13 protein-coding genes and 1 tRNA gene are annotated in these 16,942 nt (G+C 68.1%); 6 read left to right on the forward strand and 8 right to left on the reverse strand.

Going from position 1 to position 16,942, the window contains the following annotated elements:
• Positions 1-1,451, reverse strand: a 1,451-nt coding sequence (locus tag ABIE58_RS18815; protein WP_502950119.1) for an autotransporter outer membrane beta-barrel domain-containing protein, incomplete at its 3' end; no start/stop codon positions are given.
• A 68-nt stretch (positions 1,452-1,519) separates the two neighbouring features.
• The gene (locus tag ABIE58_RS18820; protein ID WP_354546192.1) at positions 1,520-1,915 is read right to left on the reverse strand and encodes a hypothetical protein; all 396 of its coding nucleotides are present in this window, start codon (positions 1,913-1,915) and stop codon (positions 1,520-1,522) included.
• Between the two features lie 544 nt (positions 1,916-2,459).
• Here ABIE58_RS18820 and ABIE58_RS18825 point away from each other — a divergent pair.
• Positions 2,460-2,534, forward strand: a tRNA-Gly gene (locus tag ABIE58_RS18825).
• Positions 2,535-2,831: 297 nt separating this feature from the next.
• On the opposite strand, the gene ABIE58_RS18830 is transcribed toward ABIE58_RS18825, so the two are convergent.
• From ABIE58_RS18830 to ABIE58_RS18840, 3 genes are read right to left on the reverse strand one after another with little or no spacing between them, the layout of a single operon-like run.
• Positions 2,832-4,850: a dipeptide ABC transporter ATP-binding protein gene (locus tag ABIE58_RS18830; protein WP_354546193.1), complete on the reverse strand. Its 2,019-nt coding sequence runs from the start codon at positions 4,848-4,850 to the stop codon at positions 2,832-2,834.
• A 1-nt stretch (position 4,851) separates the two neighbouring features.
• A complete protein-coding gene (locus ABIE58_RS18835; RefSeq protein WP_354546194.1) occupies positions 4,852-5,727 on the reverse strand; it encodes an ABC transporter permease in 876 nt (291 codons plus the stop codon).
• Entirely contained in the window at positions 5,724-6,683 is a 960-nt protein-coding gene (locus ABIE58_RS18840; protein WP_354546195.1) for an ABC transporter permease, read from the reverse strand. The genes ABIE58_RS18835 and ABIE58_RS18840 overlap by 4 nt, the downstream gene beginning before the upstream one ends.
• Before the next feature lie 266 nt (positions 6,684-6,949).
• On the opposite strand from ABIE58_RS18840, the gene ABIE58_RS18845 reads away from it, so the two are divergent.
• Genes ABIE58_RS18845 through ABIE58_RS18860 form a run of 4 tightly spaced genes read left to right on the forward strand, consistent with a single transcriptional unit; the run spans position 6,950 to position 10,818 of the window.
• Positions 6,950-7,912: a metal ABC transporter solute-binding protein, Zn/Mn family gene (locus ABIE58_RS18845; protein ID WP_354546196.1), complete on the forward strand. Its 963-nt coding sequence runs from the start codon at positions 6,950-6,952 to the stop codon at positions 7,910-7,912.
• Between the two features lie 2 nt (positions 7,913-7,914).
• A complete protein-coding gene (locus tag ABIE58_RS18850; RefSeq protein ID WP_354546197.1) occupies positions 7,915-8,691 on the forward strand; it encodes a metal ABC transporter ATP-binding protein in 777 nt (258 codons plus the stop codon).
• A 4-nt stretch (positions 8,692-8,695) separates the two neighbouring features.
• A complete protein-coding gene (locus tag ABIE58_RS18855) occupies positions 8,696-9,895 on the forward strand; it encodes a metal ABC transporter permease (RefSeq protein ID WP_354546203.1) in 1,200 nt (399 codons plus the stop codon).
• Positions 9,895-10,818 carry a metal ABC transporter permease gene (locus ABIE58_RS18860; RefSeq protein ID WP_354546198.1) on the forward strand — a complete coding sequence of 308 codons (924 nt, stop codon included), beginning with the start codon at positions 9,895-9,897 and terminating at the stop codon, positions 10,816-10,818. Before ABIE58_RS18855 ends, ABIE58_RS18860 begins: the two co-directional genes overlap by 1 nt.
• Before the next feature lie 7 nt (positions 10,819-10,825).
• On the opposite strand, the gene ABIE58_RS18865 is transcribed toward ABIE58_RS18860, so the two are convergent.
• A complete protein-coding gene (locus ABIE58_RS18865) occupies positions 10,826-11,902 on the reverse strand; it encodes a tetratricopeptide repeat protein (RefSeq protein ID WP_354546199.1) in 1,077 nt (358 codons plus the stop codon).
• Positions 11,903-12,140: 238 nt separating this feature from the next.
• On the opposite strand from ABIE58_RS18865, the gene ABIE58_RS18870 reads away from it, so the two are divergent.
• Positions 12,141-13,661 carry a hypothetical protein gene (locus ABIE58_RS18870; protein WP_354546200.1) on the forward strand — a complete coding sequence of 507 codons (1,521 nt, stop codon included), beginning with the start codon at positions 12,141-12,143 and terminating at the stop codon, positions 13,659-13,661.
• 66 nt (positions 13,662-13,727) lie between these two features.
• On the opposite strand, the gene ABIE58_RS18875 is transcribed toward ABIE58_RS18870, so the two are convergent.
• Both ABIE58_RS18875 and ABIE58_RS18880 read right to left on the reverse strand, forming a co-directional pair.
• Entirely contained in the window at positions 13,728-14,714 is a 987-nt protein-coding gene (locus ABIE58_RS18875; RefSeq protein ID WP_354546201.1) for an SUMF1/EgtB/PvdO family nonheme iron enzyme, read from the reverse strand.
• Between the two features lie 16 nt (positions 14,715-14,730).
• Entirely contained in the window at positions 14,731-16,422 is a 1,692-nt protein-coding gene (locus ABIE58_RS18880) for a hypothetical protein (RefSeq protein WP_354546202.1), read from the reverse strand.
• Positions 16,423-16,942: the final 520 nt, after the last annotated feature.

The following is a 16,942-nucleotide window of genomic DNA, read 5'->3' on the forward strand; positions in this document are numbered from 1 at the left end:
ACCTGCGCCTGCGTCAGCCCCGCCACGCGCACTATCAGCGTCTCGGTGGCGGCGTCGAAATCGCCGATGGTGTCGTTGCCGCCCACGTGCACGAAGGTATCGGTGCCGCCACGGCCGTCGAGGCGGTTTTCGTTGGTATCGCCCGCCAGCGTGTCGGCGCTGTTGGAGCCGCGCACCCATTCGATATTGCTGATCGTGTTGGTAAAGGCCACCCCGTCCCAGCTGCCGGTGGCCGTGCCCGCCGCGAGATCGACGCTCGCGCTGCCCACGCCCGAGCGGTCATAGCGCAGCCGGTCGAACCCGTCGCCACCATCGATCGTGTCGTCGCCGCCCCGCGAGATGAAGCTTTCATCCGCCGCGCCGCCGGTGATCGCGTCGGCATTGGCGGTGCCGCGCACCTCCCACACATTGCTTGTGCCGGTGATGGTCTCGGCATTGCCGAACCCGTCATCGGCGATCGCGCCGGTGGCGAAGTTCACCTGCGCCCCGCCGGTCGCGCCGGTGGACGCGAAATCGAGCCGCACCAGCCCGTCGCCGCTGATCTCGTAGCTGTCCGCGCCGTCGCCGCCGCGCACCTGCATCCACTGGTTTGCGCCGGGCGCAAGGGTGAAGCTGTCGGCGCTTGAGGTGCCGATCACACCCAGCCCACCATTGCCAAAGCCCGCGAAAAGCGGCTGCTCCACCCCGATCAGCGTGTCGGTGCCGTTCGCGCCCTTGTTTACCGTGCCGGTCTCGGCCACCCCGTCGATGGTCACGGCGATACCGCTGTCCAGCGCGCTGTAGTTCAGCGTGACAAAGCCGTTCACTCCGTCATTGCCCGACATGTCGATCACGTCATCGCCCGCAGACCCGTCAACCTGGTCCCCGTTCGGCGTGGCGTTGCCCGTCACGATCAGGTCATCGCCCGCCGTGCCCGGCAACACGTCGTCGCTATCCGTGCCAACCACCTGGTTCGGCCCGGCTTCCTCGGTCGTGTTGGCAAGGCTGCTGAACGAGATGGTCGCGCCCGGCGCAAACGCGCCCGTGGCGGCCCCTATTTGCGTGACACCGTCTTCAATCGCCTGAAATGCGGTAACGCTGCCCGGCACGGCCAAAGGATCACCGCCGATCTGAAAGAACGCGTCAAGGAAACTGCCATCATCCTGTTCAACCTCGAACACAAGCAGCGTGTGGGTGCCCGTGCTGGTGGTGACGGTTCCAAGAAAGGAAAGGGAGTCGTCAGGAAGGGCCGCCACCCCGCCGGGCACCCCCGGCCCGGATGCAATCACCGACACCGCATCCGACGTGATGTCGACCTCGGGAATGTCGTCGGGCTCTGTGCCAAGGATCGAATAGCTGAAGGTCGTCTGACCCTCGGGGACAAAAACCGACAGGGACAGCGGGTCAACCGCCACCACCGTATCGGTTGCGTTTCGTGTTACCTGAAACCCGGAAAGCGTAAATGTCGGCATGTGAATTCACCCCCATTCATTATATTGGTATCTTGGTCGCCAAAGCCGTCTGCCTTGTCGTGCATTGATCAAACGTGCCCCGAAAACATCGAACACGGCTTTATTGCCGTTCGGGGGCTACGAAATGGCCGCCCAAGGTGCGCGAACACCGTAGGCGGGACGTGTTCATCACCATCGTGACGCTCCTCCCGCTGCGCCGGGCTCGCGTTTGCGTCGATATCGACCGATGTGATCGGGAACGAATCGTATCGCGTCCGGCCAAAGCCCAGCCCACCAACACGTGTGTTATTATCCCCGATCAGGCGGACGGCTTCCGCGTTGAGCGAGACGGTCAAGATATCGTCCCCGACAGAGCACAAAACATTGTCAAAGCGCGCGTTTTCCGCGGTCGTGATCAGGTCATCACCGCACGTGCCTAAGAGGTTATCACCACCGCCTGTGTCGGGGCGCGGGTTGGTAGCCATCATGCTCTCCAACGTTCGATCACAATAAATTTAACATTAGTTTTAAATTTACTGTTCGATACTGCAAACACTTTTTTAACCTTTCGTTCCCTGGTCCTCGGCGCGCTGACGATCTTGACGGAAGCCAGGGGCGTCAGGATGTGCCTTTTTTTGTCGGTTGAATGTGCAGGGTCTCGGTAGTTCCAACCCGGATCATACGGACCTCGGACGTATACCGACCACCTTGTTCCTGTGGCCGATCAGCAGGCCTTGTCGCGCAAAACGCCACATTTTTTGCGCAATGCCGGGGTTCGGACGTTTGGACCATGCGCCATCGACGAGCCGGGCGCCTTCGGGCTTTTGCCCATGGGCGAGACCGGCGCGATCGTCCTCAGCGTCGATTTCACCCTGCACCCCACCGGGGCCGCGACCTCTCCCTGCGCATCACCCCGCAAAGCGACGGGTTCCAACCGGCCTCGCCGCAGTCGAATTTTCTCTCGTCTCGGGGTGATTTTCCTCTTGCAGCCCGCGCCGTGGCTTTGTATCTCCCGGCTCACCCAAGGACGCGGGCGTAGCTCAGGGGTAGAGCATTACCTTGCCAAGGTAAGGGTCGAGAGTTCGAATCTCTTCGCCCGCTCCATTTTCCAGCTAGGAAATATAAGGGTTAGGAAAAGGGTCGCTGGTGCGGCCCTTTCTTCCTTTGCCTGTTCATGTTGCATGGCGATCCATGATCAAGGGTGGTTCAGGCCCCATGCCGTGTTCGCCAGAGCGTGTCGCGTTCATTCGCATTCACGCGCTACACTCTAACTTATTGATTTAGCATGTTCGAGAAGCTCAAAACCGGTTCCCACTTTTGAGCAACATGCTCTAGGGGCGGTTTTTGGGGTCGGACCCTGACGCGGGAGAGGGGCGGCATGAAGGCAATCTGCGCCGGGTGTCATCCCGCCTGCGCGCGCAACTCCTCCAGCGGGATATGGCAGCGGATGATGTGGCCGGTCGCGGTTTCGCGGGCAGGGGGCGTGTCGGTGTCGCAGATCGCCCCGCGTTTCACCGGGCAGCGGCGCTGAAACGGGCAGCCGCGCGCGGGCGGGGCCAGTTCGGTGGCGTCCTCGGCCAGAAGGCGCGGCGCGTGGTCGGGATCGGGGGCCAGCACCGCGCCCAGGAGCACATTCGTGTAGGGGTGATGCGGCGGGGCAAAGACCGCCTCGGTCGGCCCCTGTTCGCAGATGCGCCCCTGGTAGAGCACCGCGACCCGGTCCGAGAGCGCCCGCACCACCGTCAGGTCGTGGCTGACAAAGACGAAGCCGGTGCCGTGGCGCGCCTTGAGATTATTGAGCAATTCCAGCACGGCGGCTTGCACCGAGACATCGAGCGCCGAGGTGATCTCGTCACAAAGCACCGCCTCCGGCCCGGCGGCAAAGGCGCGGGCCACGGCGACGCGCTGTTTTTCGCCGCCCGAGAGCTGGCCCGGCAGCCGGTCGAGGTAATGCGCGCCGAGGCGCACGGTGTCGAGCAATTCGGTGGCGCGGTCGCGGCAGGGCTGGCCGCGCAGCCCGAAATAGAGCCGCAGGGGCTGGGCGAGGATTTCGCCCACGGTCTGGCGTGGGTTCAGGCTCTCGTCGGGGTTCTGGAAAATCATCTGGATGCGGCGCAGCGTCTCGGGGCGGCGGTGCTCGGCAGAGGTGGCCAGATCGGTGCCGTCCGCCAGCGCGATCCGCCCCGAGGCAGGCGGCAACAGGCCCGCCGTGGCGCGCAGGATGGTGGATTTGCCGCTGCCCGATTCGCCCACGAGGCCCAGCGTCTCGCCGCGCCGCAGATCGAGCGTGATGCCCTCGACGGTGGCCGGGGGGCGCGGCGTGCCGCGCAGCCGCGCCAGCAGGCTGGGGCTGTCATAACGAACGCTGAGCGCGTCGAGGCCCAGCAGCGGTGCGCCGTCGGGGGCGGGTTCGGGCGCGGCGCTGTCGGGGGCGGCGAGCGGGGCGACCCGCTCGGGATAGAGGCAGCGCGCGTGCTGGCCTCCGGGCGTTTCGGCCATGGTGGGGCGGGCGGCGCGACAGTCATCCGTGGCGAGCGTGCAGCGCGGCGCAAAGGCACACCCCGTGCGCGGCATGTCCGGTGTCGGCGGCCGTCCGTCGAGCGCGCGGGGCAGGGTGTCGTCTCCGAGGCGCGGGATCGCGGCCAGCAAGGCGGCGGCATAGGGATGCGCGGGCGTGCGCAGCACCGCGCGCGCAGGCCCCGTGAGCACCGTCTCGCCGGCATAGAGCACATGCACCCGGTCGCAGACCTGCGCGATCACGCCGAGATCGTGGCTGACATAGACCATCGCCATGTCGCGCGTGCTGGCCAATTCGCGCAGCAGCTTGAGGATATGCGCCTGCGTGGTCACGTCGAGCCCGGTGGTCGGCTCGTCGAGCAAAAGCGCGTCCGGCTCGCCCGCCAGCGCCATCGCGATGGCTACGCGCTGCTGTTGCCCGCCGGATAATTCGTGCGGGTAGCGGGTGAGGATGGTTTCGGGATCGGGCAGGCGCACCTGTGCCAGCAACTCGCAGGCGCGGGCGCGGTGCGTTGCGGGATCGTGGTCGCAATGCAGCCGCAGCGATTCGGCGATCTGGGTGCCGATGCGCTGCGTCGGCGTCAGCGCCTGGCCCGAATTCTGCGGGATAAGGCCCAGCTTGCCGCCGCGGATGCGCGCGAGGCGCGGCGCGTCGAGGGAAAACATGTCCTGCCCGTCGAACCGCGCCGCGCCGTCCAGCCGTGCCAGGCCATGCCGCAGATAGCCCATCGCCGCCAGCGCCAGCGTGCTCTTGCCCGATCCGCTCTCGCCGACGATGCCGACGCTCTCGCCCCGGCAGACGGCCAGATCGACCTCGTGCAGGACCGGCAGCATCGCGCCGGAGCGACCGCGAAACCCGACGCAGAGCTTTTCGATGTCGATGAGGGGCGCGCGGTCTGCCATGTCAGATCACCGCCTTGCGCGCGCGATCAAGGCCCAGCGTCTTGGCGAGCGCATCGGCGGTGAGGTTGATGCCGACGATCAGCGTGGACAGCGCCACCACCGGCGCGATCACGCCCACGGGCGCAAGCGACATGTAAACCCGCGCATCCGAGACCATCAGCCCCCAGTCGGGGCGCGGCGGTGCCACGCCAAAGCCCAGGAATGACAGCGCAGAGAACCCCAGAAGCATCCACGACCACCTCATCGCTCCCTCGACCAGCAGCGTGTCGGTGACGTTGGGCAGGATCTCGCGGCGGACGATGTCAAAGGGGCGGTGCCCGCGCGCCCGCGCCGCGGCGATGAAATCGCGCGCCACCACCTCGTGGGCCGCCGCGCGCGCCACCCGGATCACCGGGATGCCGAAGAAAAACGCCAGCGTCGGCAACAGCACCTCGCCGCCGGTGCCGAAAACGGTGATCAGCACCAGAAGCGGCAGGATACCCGGCAGCGCGAGGAAGGCATCGACGATGCGCATCGCCACCTCGTCGGGCCAGCCGCCGCGCAGGCCCAGCCACACGCCGGTCAGCCCGCCCCAGAGCATCGCCACCGGCGTGGCAATGCCGGTGATGACAAGCGCCTCGCGCCCGCCCAGCATCACGCGGGTGAGCACGTCACGCCCAAGGTGATCGGTGCCCAGCCAATGGAGCGCCGAGGGGGCGGCGAGGGTGCCGGTGGCGTCCATCGCCTTGTAATCATAGGGCACAAGCCACGGGCTGAGCAGCGCCAGCGCGAGATGAAACGCCACCAGCGCCAGCCCGATCGCCCCCGAGGGCCGTGCCAGCATGTCGCGCAGCACACCGCGCGCGCGCACCGTGGCCGACAGCGCCGCGCCGCTCATCCCTGCCTCGCGCGGTGGCTGCGCAGGCGCGGGTTGAGCGCGAGGCTGAGGATGTCGGCCACGAGGTTCACGCCCACATAGGTCGCCGCCACGATCATCGTGATCGCCTGCACCACCGGCAGGTCGCGGTCGGAAATGGCATCGACCAACATGCGGCCCAATCCGGGATAGTTGAACACCACCTCGACCACCACCACCCCGCCCAGAAGCCACGCCACCGTCAGCGCGATGACGTTGATCGCGGGCAAGAGCGCGTTGGGCAGGGCGTGGCGGAACACGATCCGCCAATAGGGCACGCCCTTCAGCGTCGCCATCTGCACATACTCACTCGCCATCGCCTCGATCACCGAGGCGCGGATCATCCGCATCACATGGGCGATCATCAGCATGGTGAGCACGGTCGAGGCGAGGATGAACTCGGGAAAGAATTCCAGCGGCGGCGCGTCGGCGGGGGTCAGCACGATGGCGGGCACCCAGCCCAGCCAGATGGCAAACACGAGGATCAGCACTGTGGCAGCAACGAAATCGGGGATCGTCATGGCCAAAATCGCGCCGGTCGAGACCAGAAGATCGGGCCAGCGGTCGCGGGTCAGCCCGGCGATGACACCGAGCGATATGGCCAGCGGTATCCCCACCGCCAGCGCGCCCGCCGCCAGCAAAAGCGAGTTGCGCACCCGGTAGCCAACCATCTCTGCGATGCTTTCCTGCCCGCCCGCCGACATCCCGAAATCGCCCTGCATGATCCCCGCCGCCCAATGCGCATAGCGGGCGAGGGCAGGGGTATCGAGCCCCATCGCCTTGCGGCAGGCGGCGAGCGCCTCGCCATGCGCGTCGCGCTCCAGCAGGGCGGTGCAGGCATCGCCCGGCAGCGCCTCGACCCCGAGGAAGATGATGACCGACACCAGCCACACGGTCACGAAACCAAGCGCCAGACGCCGTGCAATCAGCCCCAACATGCAGATACTTTCCCCAGACAGGCCCCCGTGCCGGACCATCGGCCTCCTGAGCCTAGACCAGCGCCGTGGCCCGCGTCGAGAGGGGGAAGAGCCGCGACGAACAATCGCGATCAATTTCATGTGTGACTATGGTAAAAATTCATGCGTGCCTTTGCGCGAGCAGGTGACAGAGCGATTTTGTTATTGCGAATGAGTTGCATTTTACTTGACGAAGTTGCGAACCGCTCGCATATTGCCGCTATGCCCCCCGAGGAGACCGCTCGTCCATGATCCTGACCCGCCGTCACGCCATGAGCCTTGCCGCCGCTGCGGCCTTTGCCGCGCCGCGCGCCCATGCGCAGGGCGGCCCGCTCGGGATTGTCGCCACCACCGGCATGATCGCCGATGCCGCGCGTGATATCGGCGGCGATCATGTCGAGGTGCAGGCGCTGATGGGGCCGGGGATCGACCCGCATTCCTATCGCCAGACCCGCACCGATATCGCCGCGCTCACCCGCGCCGACCTGGTGCTGTGGCACGGCCTCTATCTCGAGGCGCAGATGGAGGATTTCCTGCACCGTCTGGGCGCGCGCCAGCCGGTGGCCGCGATGGGCGAGGCGGTGCCCGAAAGCCTGCGCATCGCCCATGCCGGTTACGAGAACCGTTTCGATCCCCATGTCTGGATGGCGCCGGCGCTCTGGCGGCACGTCACCGACCGCATCGCCGTGGTGCTGGCCGAGGCCCGCCCCGAGGCAGGGGCGGCGTTTGCCGCCAATGCGCGGGGCCTGCGCGACCGGCTCGACCGGCTCGATACCTATGCCGCCCGCGTGCTGGCCAGCGTGCCGCCCGAGGCGCGGGTGCTGGTGACGGCGCATGACGCGTTCGGCTATTTCGGGCGCGCCTACGGGTTCGAGGTCGAGGGGATACAAGGTATTTCCACCGAATCCGAGGCCGGGCTCATGCGGATACGCGACCTTGTCGACATGATCGTTTCGCGCGGCATCCGCGCGGTTTTCGTCGAGAGCACGGTATCGGATCGCAACGTGCGCGCGCTGATCGAGGGGGCGGCGGCACGCGGCCACGAGGTGCGCATCGGCGGCGAGCTTTTCTCGGATGCGATGGGCCTGCCCGGCACCTACGAGGGCACCTATCCCGGCATGATCGACCATAACGTGACCACCATTGCCCGCGCGCTGGGCGGGCAGGCCCCGGCCCGTGGCCTTGACGGGCGATTGTCGGCGGGGGGGTGAGCATGGGGATTGAACTGCTGCGCGGCGGGGCAGAGCCGCCCGACCTCAACCCGCTGACCATTCGCGGGCTGACGGTGTCATATGGCGAGAAACCGGCGGTGTTCTCGGTCGATGTGAGCTTTCGCGCGGGCCAGATGACCGCGATCATCGGCCCCAACGGCGCGGGCAAATCCACCCTGCTCAAGGCGGCGCTGGGCATCCTGCGCCCGCTGTCGGGGCGGGTCACGGCCTATGGCCGCCCCTTGGGCGAGATGCGCGCGCGCATCGCCTATGTGCCGCAGCGCGCCAGCGTCGACTGGGAGTTTCCCGCCCGCGTCATCGACGTGGTGATGATGGGGCTTTACCGCGATCTGGGGCTGTTGGGCCGGGTGCGCCCCCACCACCGCGCCCGCGCGACGGAGAGCCTCGCGCGCGTCGGGATGGAGGGCTTTGCCGCGCGCCAGATCGGGCAGTTGTCGGGAGGGCAGCAACAGCGGGTGTTTCTCGCCCGCGCGCTGGCGCAGGGGGCCGATCTCTACCTGCTCGACGAGCCCTTTGCCGGGGTCGATGCCGCGACCGAGCGCGCCATCGTCGACGTGCTCAAGGGCCTCAAGGCCGAGGGCAAGACGGTGGTCGCGGTGCATCATGACCTGACGACCGCGCCGGAGTATTTCGACCGTGCGCTGTTGCTCAATACCTCGGTCATCGCCGAGGGGCCGGTGGCAGAAGTGATGACCGATGCCAACCTGCGCGCGGCCTATGGCGGGCGGCTGGGGGCCATGCACGCGGCGGCGGGCTGAGGCGATGCTGTGGGACGCGCTCACCCTCGGGCTGGGATATAACGCGACGCTGGTCACGCTTGGCGCGGCGATGCTGGGCTTTGCCGCCGGGGCCACGGGGGTGTTTCTCTACCTCGCGCGGCGCGCGCTGGTGAGCGACGCCATCGGCCACGCCACCCTGCCCGGCGTTGTGGCGGGCTTCATGGTGATGGTGGCGATGGGCGGCGAGGGGCGGTTCCTGCCGGGGCTGATGGTGGGGGCTGCGGTCTCGGCGGGGCTGGGGCTGTGGGGTGTCTCGTGGCTGACCGCGCGCACGCGGCTGGGCGAGGACGCGGCCATCGGCGCGGTGCTGTCGGTGTTCTACGGGCTGGGCGTGGTGCTGCTCACGGTGGTGCAGGTGATGCAGGCGGGGCGGCAGGCGGGGCTTGAGACATTCCTTTTGGGGGCGACGGCGGGCATGCTGCGCGCCGAGGCGCTGATGATCGCGGGCGGCGGCGCGCTGGTGCTGGCGCTGGTCTTTGTGCTGCGCCGCCCGATGACCATCGCGGCCTTTGATCCCGGCTATGCGGCGGGGCAGGGGATCGGGCTGCGCGCGGTCGATCTGGCGATGATGGGGCTGGCGCTGGCGATCACCGTGATCGGCCTCAAGGTGGTGGGGGCGGTGATGATCGTGGCGCTCTTGATCATCCCGCCGGTGGCGGCGCGGCTCTGGTCGGAGCGGGTGGATGTGGTGGTGATCCTCGCCGGGGCGTTCGGCGGGGCGGCGGGGTATCTCGGGGCCGCGCTCTCGGCCACAGCCCCCGGCCTGCCCACCGGGCCGCTGATCGTGCTGGCGGGGTTTGCGCTGTTTGCGCTGTCGCTGCTCATGGCCCCGGCGCGCGGGGTGCTGGCGGCGGCGGTGCGGCATTGGCGGTTTCAGCGCCGGGTGCATCTGCGGCAGGGCTTGCTTGCGCTGGCGGGCGATCAGCCGATCTACGAGCCGCTGACCCTGCGGTTGATGCGGCGCGCGGGGCTGCTGCGCGGCGACGGGGTGGCGACAGCGCGGGGCCGCGCGCAGGCGGCGCGCGCGCGCCTTGACGAGCGGCGCTGGCAAATGCTGCGCAGCCTGCCCGAATTCGAGGCGGCGGCGGCGCGCCATGACGGGCTGAGCCCGCTCGAAGACATCCTGACCCCCGACCAGATCGCCGCGCTTGATCGCCATCTCGGGCCGGAGGCGGTGGCGTGATGGGGGCGGATTTCGTGATGCTGTCGCTGCCGCCCATGCTCATCGGCATCTGCGCGGCGCTGGCCTGTGCGCTGCCGGGCAATTTCCTGCTGCTCAGGCGGCAGGCGCTTATCGGCGACGCGATCAGCCATGTCGTGCTTCCGGGCATCGTGGTGGCGTTCCTGCTCTCGGGGCGGGTGGCGGCGGTGCCGATGATGCTGGGCGCGGGCGGCGCGGCGCTCCTCTCGGTGCTGATGATCGAGGCGGTGCGGCGGCTGGGCCGGATCGAGCCGGGGGCGGCGATGGGGGTGGTGTTCTCGGCGATGTTCGCGGGCGGCGTGCTGCTCCTGGAGCAAAGCGCGGCCTCGGGCGTGCATCTCGACGTGCAGCACGCGCTTTACGGCAATCTCGAAAGCCTCGTTTGGTTCGATGGCTATGGTTGGGCGGCACTGCTCGATGCAGGCGCGCTGCGCGGCCTGCCGCCGGAACTCTTGCGCATGGCGGCGGTGCTGGCGGCGGTGGTGCTGTTCATCGCGGTGTTCTGGCGGGTGCTGGTGATCGCGACCTTTGACGAGGGCTTTGCCCGCACGCTGGGCCTGCCGGTGCGGGCGCTGTCGCTGGCGCTGGTGGCGATGGCGGCGAGCGCGGCGGTGGCGGCCTTCGACGCCATAGGCTCGATCATCGTGATCGCGATGTTCATCTGCCCGCCCGGTGCCGCGCGGATGATGACCGACCGGATGGGCGCGCAGGTGGCGTGGAGCGCGGGCTTTGCCACCCTCTCGGCGGTGCTGGGCTATGTGCTGGCGGGCTATGGGCCGCTCTGGCTGGGTTACGCTAACGCGGTGAGTGCGGCGGGGATGATCGCGGTGGTGTCGGGGGCGTTTCTGGCGCTGGCGGCGGTGGTCGGCCCGTGCCGGGGCGGGGGCGCGGCGCGGGCCGGGTAGGGCGGCGTTACCGCTCTGTCAGACGCCGTGCTGCGCCAAGCGTGCCCGGCCCCACCTGCGCATCGAGCGCGCCGCGATAGAGGCCGCGTTCGCGCAGGATGGTCTGGAATTCCAGCGCCGTCTCACGATCCCAGCGCACCCAGCGACCATTGAGCTTGCCGCGCAGTTCCTCGACCGGCAGATCGCCCGTCTCCAGCGCCTTGATATAAAGTTCGGCGGCGCGCACCGGGTCATAGGCCACCCCCTCGCCGCGCTCGTAGAGGAAACCCAGCGCATTGAGCGCCCGCGCATCGCCGTTCTGCGCCGCGTGGCGGAGCCATTTCACCCGCGTCTCGGGATCGTCGAAAACCCCGCCATCCTCGTGAAAGCGCGCGAGCGCGGCCTTTGCCTCGGCGCTGCCCTGATCGGCGGCCATGCGGTAGAATTCGGCGGCCTTCACCGGGTCCGGCAGGTTGAGCCGGCGCGCCAGCGCGCCGGGCACGGATTGCGGGCTCATGTAGGTTTCGGCGAGCCGGAATTGCGAGACGTGATAGCCCGCCTCGGCGCTTGCGTGCAGTAAATCGAACATCCGGTCGAAATCCTTGGGCACGCCGCGCCCGATCCGATACATGATCGCCAGCGTCGATTGCGCGGGCGCGTCGCCGCCCTCGGCAGCGCGGCGATAAAGCTCGACGGCGCGGGCGTGATCCTCGCGCATCGGGCCGATGCCGAAATTGTGGTAATCGCCCAGCTTGGTATAGGCGGCGGCGATCCCGGCCTGCGCGGCCATCTCGAACAGGCGCAGCGCGGGCGCATGCACGCCCTCGCGCTGCATGATGACAGCGAGATGATACAGCGCCTGCGCGTCCGGCTCTGGCCCGATTACCGCCGCCTCGCAATGCGCCCGCGCGCGCCCGAGCGTGCCGAAATACTCGGTCATCGCCTCGCGACTGACCGGGGTGCCGGATGTGGGCGGCCCGGCGATTTCGTGGCACATCGCCGCCGCGTCGCTCTCGTTCGCCGCAGCGCCCGGATTGCCCCAGATCGCCGCCAGCACGGTCAGCGCCAGCACGCGACCGGTCGCGGTCCTTGCGAAATTGCCCATTGATCCCCCCTTGATGCGGTCGTGCCCGTCGCGGCCCTGCCGGTGCCCCGAGGCCGAGTTTGCCGGTCTGCGCGCTGGATTTCCACCGATAACTGACGGTCATGGCGCAAAGATGCGCCGCCGGGCTCTGGGCCGCCCCGGCACGGCACAAGCGGTTTCTTGCCGGTCGAGGCTTATCCAGCAATCACAGGTAGAACGCATTATTGCGGCGTTAAGCTCTCACCTGTATGTGATGCGCATGTTACCTCATATCCTGCACCACGGATGGGCACGCCTGTGCCGCATCATCGCCACCCGGCCACGGCTGGTCTTTCGGCTGCACCGGCCCCGCGTTCTTGCCGGGTCGGGCGTCGCGTTGATCGCGCTGGTGGCGGGAGCCTATGCGCTGCGCGGGCCCGAAGAGACGCAGGGCGCGCAGATCGCACCGCGCGCGGCGGATCGCCTCGCGGTGGTGATGCAGGTCCCCGCCGAGGGGGGCAAGGCCCCGGCATGGGCGCGCGCTCCGTTCGAGACTGCGCCCGATATCCCGGCAACGGCTGTGCCGCGCCTTGCCGCGCTGTCCCTGCCGGAGGATGCCGGCGCGCGGGTGTCGCGGCTGTCGCGCATCTTTCGCGGGCCGCCGCCGGTTGTGCCGCCTGCGCGACCGGGGGCAGGGCGGCCCGAGGGTGCCGCAGCCCCTGCCGAGGCAGAACCGCGCCGCGTCACCGCATCGGTGCGGCCAAGGTCGCGGCCCGTATCGCAGCCTGTGGTGCAACCAACTGCGCAGGCGCAGCCCTTTGCCGTTCTGCGCCCCCGCGCGCGGCCCGGTGATCTGGCGATCCGGTCTGCGGTAACGGTGGCGCTGCGTGCGGCCCCGGTGGCCGCTGCGCCCGCTACCGCCGTGGCCGCCCCTGCGCCCGCCACGCCCCCGCGCGCGCAGGCCGCTTTGCCCGCCGCCCCCCGGATCGTGCCCGGCTCGGCGCAATGCCCCGCCCGGCTCAGCCGTGACATGCCCCGCCGCGCGCGCAGCGCCGAAGGGGCCAGCGTGGTCATGGCCCGGCTCGACGCCGTCGATGGCGTGACCCGTGATCGCCACGCCGCGCGCGAAATCTTGAGCGGCAATATCCCCGGCTTCTTGCGCAATCTCCGCCCGGTCAGCATTCGCGGCCTTGCCGCCGACGGATCGACCGTGGTGGTCACTCTCTGCGTCACGCCAGATTACCTCGCGCTTGGCAGCGATGCGGATTACGCGCGCATCCCGCTTGGCCTGCGCGCCGCGACCCGGATCGGCGACGCGTTCAACATGATGCTTCCCACCCCGCGCATGGTGGACCTGATCCATCGCGGGGCCTCGACGCGGCTCTTGCCCAAGCCGATGCCCGCCGGTCCGCAGATGACCTCGACCGGGTATCTGATGCAGCACAACGCCACCATCGACGCCCAGCGCGCCCGCGCCGGGGCGGCCCCCGGCACGCTGATTTCCGGCCACAAGAAGGATGTCGTGCTCACCACGCGCCTGGCCTCCATGCCCGGCCGGGTGGCGATCTATGGCTGGCATCGGGGCAATGGCCAGCCGATCCAGCCGCTGAGCACGGTGCATGGCGCGGGCTATGCAGATTACAGCCACGGCGTGCGCCTTGTAAGCCGCACGGCGTTTCTGGATGGCAGGCCGGTGGACCTGCGCGATCTGATCGCCTCGCCGCTCTATGCAGGCTTGCTCAGCGACGAGGGGCCGGTGGCCGGGCCACGCTTGCGCATGGCGGCGCTGGCCGCGAATTGAGCTTTGATGCTGGCCGCGCGTAAGGCTGGCCATGCCCCGGCGCGCGGTCCGTGTCTCTGCCCCGTGCTATTTCACATCCTTGAAGCAGCGGAACCCGAGGTGGTAATTGTGATGGCTGCTCGCCGATAGCACCGGCCCGCCATGCCAGAACGGGGCGCGCCAGCGGCTCCAATGAGTATGTGCGCGCACGGTGTCCCAGATGAACCAGCTCCCCTTCATCTCGGTCACGCCAAGCTTGCGGCTGCCCCGGCTTGCCATCTGGTCGGGGGCAAGCGGCAGGTTCATGTGCTCGGCGGCGTTACCGTCGAGATCGTAGACGCCGAGCGGGCTGCGGCATTCGGGAAAGCTGCCCGCCGGGTAGGTGTTGGAGCCGCAGCCGGTAAAGCTGCCGCCGTTGCAGCTTGCATTCTTGTGGCTCCCCGTGGCGCAGACGCCCGAGCGCCATTGCGGCCCGATACTGTAGCGCGCGCTTGCCTGGTACTTGGCGTTATGGGCGGCGCGCGCGGCCTGCACACTGCGCCCGAAGAAATAATCCGGCGGGGTCAGCGCCCCGTGCGAGGCCCCCTCCCATTCATGGGCATCGCCGATGCGCTTGCCCTCGGCCCAGCACAGTTCTGCCGCCTCCTTTGCGCGCACCCATGTCACGGGATACATCCCCGGCACATTGGGATATTCGAACATGTCGGCGCAGACGGTGGCGTCCTCGGGCCTTTGCGTGGCCGGATCGTAGAGCGGCGCCATGAACGGCGCGCCGCAGATGCGCTCGAACGCGCGGTTACGATAATAGCTGCGCGGGTTCTGGCCCAGCTTGGCCTCGAGCTGTTGTGGCGTCATCGGGTGGCGCGTCACCGCCGGGTTGCCCTGGCCGATAAAGCGCGACCCGGCAAAGATGCTGCGGATGCGTGCCATCTGGCCATCACTCAACCCGCGGGCCTGCTGCATCTGCTGGAACATGCGCGCGTTGTTTTCTGCAAGCGTCTGGCCCGACGCGGGCAGCGCCAGTAACAGTGCCAACAGCCCGCCCGACAAGGCCCCCTTGATCTGCGTGCGCATCGCTTCCCCTCCTTGGCTATTTCCTGAGCAGGTAGATGAAATCGCGGTTGTCGGCAAAGCCCACGAAGCGCGGGATCGGCGTGCCGTCACGTTCGCGCGAATCGACCGCCGCCATCCCCTGCACGAGATGTTGCGGCATGAGCGTGCCGTTTTCCGTCACATAGAGCGCCATATAGGTGTGCTCCTGGCTGTTCATGTCGAGCAGCATGGCGTGATCGCAGCCATAGGCCTGAAAGGTGCGCGCCATCGCCGAGGGCGTCGCGGTCGAGAAATAGGCGTAGATCAGGAAATCCCGCCCGGCCACCGTTTTCATGCAGGCCCCGCCGCGCAGCGTGCGCAGGTCCGCCTCGGCAGAGCCGGACCAGTTGCCGCCAAGCCAGCTTGTGACCTGCTCGCCCGCGGCCCCGTTCTCGACCAGCGGCACGCCGTTCTGGCGCGCAAAGCGCACCCGAGGCAGAAGCGCGCGATCCTCCTCGCGCCAGGTGCGCATATGCACCGATCCGTCATCAAGCACGAAGAGCGTAGAAAGGCCCGGATGCAGTTTGCTGAAGATCACGCCGTTGGCGAGAAAGCCGTAATGGCTGCCCTTGTTGGCATAGGCGAGATCGCCCGCGCGCCACGCCCCGTGGTCGCGCTTGAACCCGGCGGCAAAGGTCGCGGCAACACGGTCGGTCAGCGCCGGGCTGAGCATCCCGGTGCGCACCAGCGGCGCGGCCCGGTCAAAGCCATCGGGCCCCGGCAGGCCGCGCGTGCGCACGCCCGCAGGCGGGCGCGGCGACCAGTCAAGGCGCGGATGATCGGTGCCGGGCTCGTAGCCCAGCTCGAATTGCGACATATCGAACCCGACAAGATAGACATCGGCGCGCCGCTCGACCGCGTCGAGCCCGTGGGTCCGGCCCGGCCCGTTCAGCACGTCGGGATGGATCATGCCGGGCTGCATGGCGCTGGCATAGATGCCCGGCGCGTCCTTGATGGCATACCAACTCCCGGCCTCCATGCCGCGCTCGGCCCCCTCCGGCTCGAAGCCGAAATAGGTGCGGATCACCGGGTGCTGCGAGAGCCGCGCGCGGCCAAGCTCTGCCGCGACATCGCCTGACGCGCCGCCCGCGACCACCTCGCCGGAACTCATATAGGCATCCTCGTAGAACGATCCCTTTATCAGCCCGACGATGCTCTCGCCGAAAACCACGTTGTCGCGCAGGAATTCCGCCACCGCCTCGCGGCTGGTGCGCGAGCCGCGCATCTCGTTGCGCACGAAGGCGCGCCCGTTGCAGATCGGCGCATAAGGCAGGCCCGAGGCGATGGCGCGGTCAAGCTCGGAGGTGCGGCCCTGCCACGGCGTGCAGCGCTCCTCGATGCCATCGCGCGCGAACAAAAGCGCCGGGGCCTCTGCATCCGTGAGCGACAGGCGCGTGTTCTCGGGGTCCGACAATTCCAGGTGATAGCTTGCCGCGCGCCGCGATCCGTCACCGGCCACCACATCGAGCAGGAACCACGCGTTGATCCCCGGATTGAGCGCGGTGAGCCGCACCTCGCCGCCTTCTGGCAGGCGCGCGTCGACGCTACGCCGGAAGGGTTGAATTTCGACAATCGACTTGGGCCGGTCGGCGGCGTAATCGGCCCAATTTGCCTCGGCGAGCGCATCCTCGGCGCGGCGGATATCGGTGGCCGCCGCCGATTGGGCAGCAACAAGCGCGAGGCAGGGCATCAACGCCCCGAACAGGTGTGTTTTAAGTGAATGCAACATGAACAACAGGCTTCTATCAGGGTGGTCAGGGCTCAGGTGAAATAGCGAGCAGCGAACATTCGTTCAGCTTATCGCCGCCCCGTCCGGCGCGTCAATGTCGCGCCGTGGCAAACCCCGCCCATTTCACCGCAATTTCAACACCGCCAGCGCGATCTGCGCCTTTTGGATGGAACCCGCCCCACGTTACGACGCATATCCATGCACCCGGCAAGGTCAGTGGACATGGATGTTCGGGCGGGTGGTACCGTTTTTCCTGTGTGCGGTGATCGGGCGTTCTGCGTAAGCCCGCCCTTCACCAAAAATAATTGAGCGGGGAGCCGGTTCAGATTATCGTGAGTCTTATACCGACAGCCTTTTGCGCTGACTCTCGAGGGTCTTTGCCCGCGCTTTCGGAGGTGATTCAGTGCCATCGAGGCAATGGAGGGCTCACAGGCGGTGGAGATCACACGAAACGACCGGACGGCGGGGGGGCGAGCGGTCG

Origin of the sequence: Roseovarius sp. MBR-78 (assembly GCF_040547535.1) — a bacterium.
Taxonomy (GTDB): domain Bacteria; phylum Pseudomonadota; class Alphaproteobacteria; order Rhodobacterales; family Rhodobacteraceae; genus Roseovarius.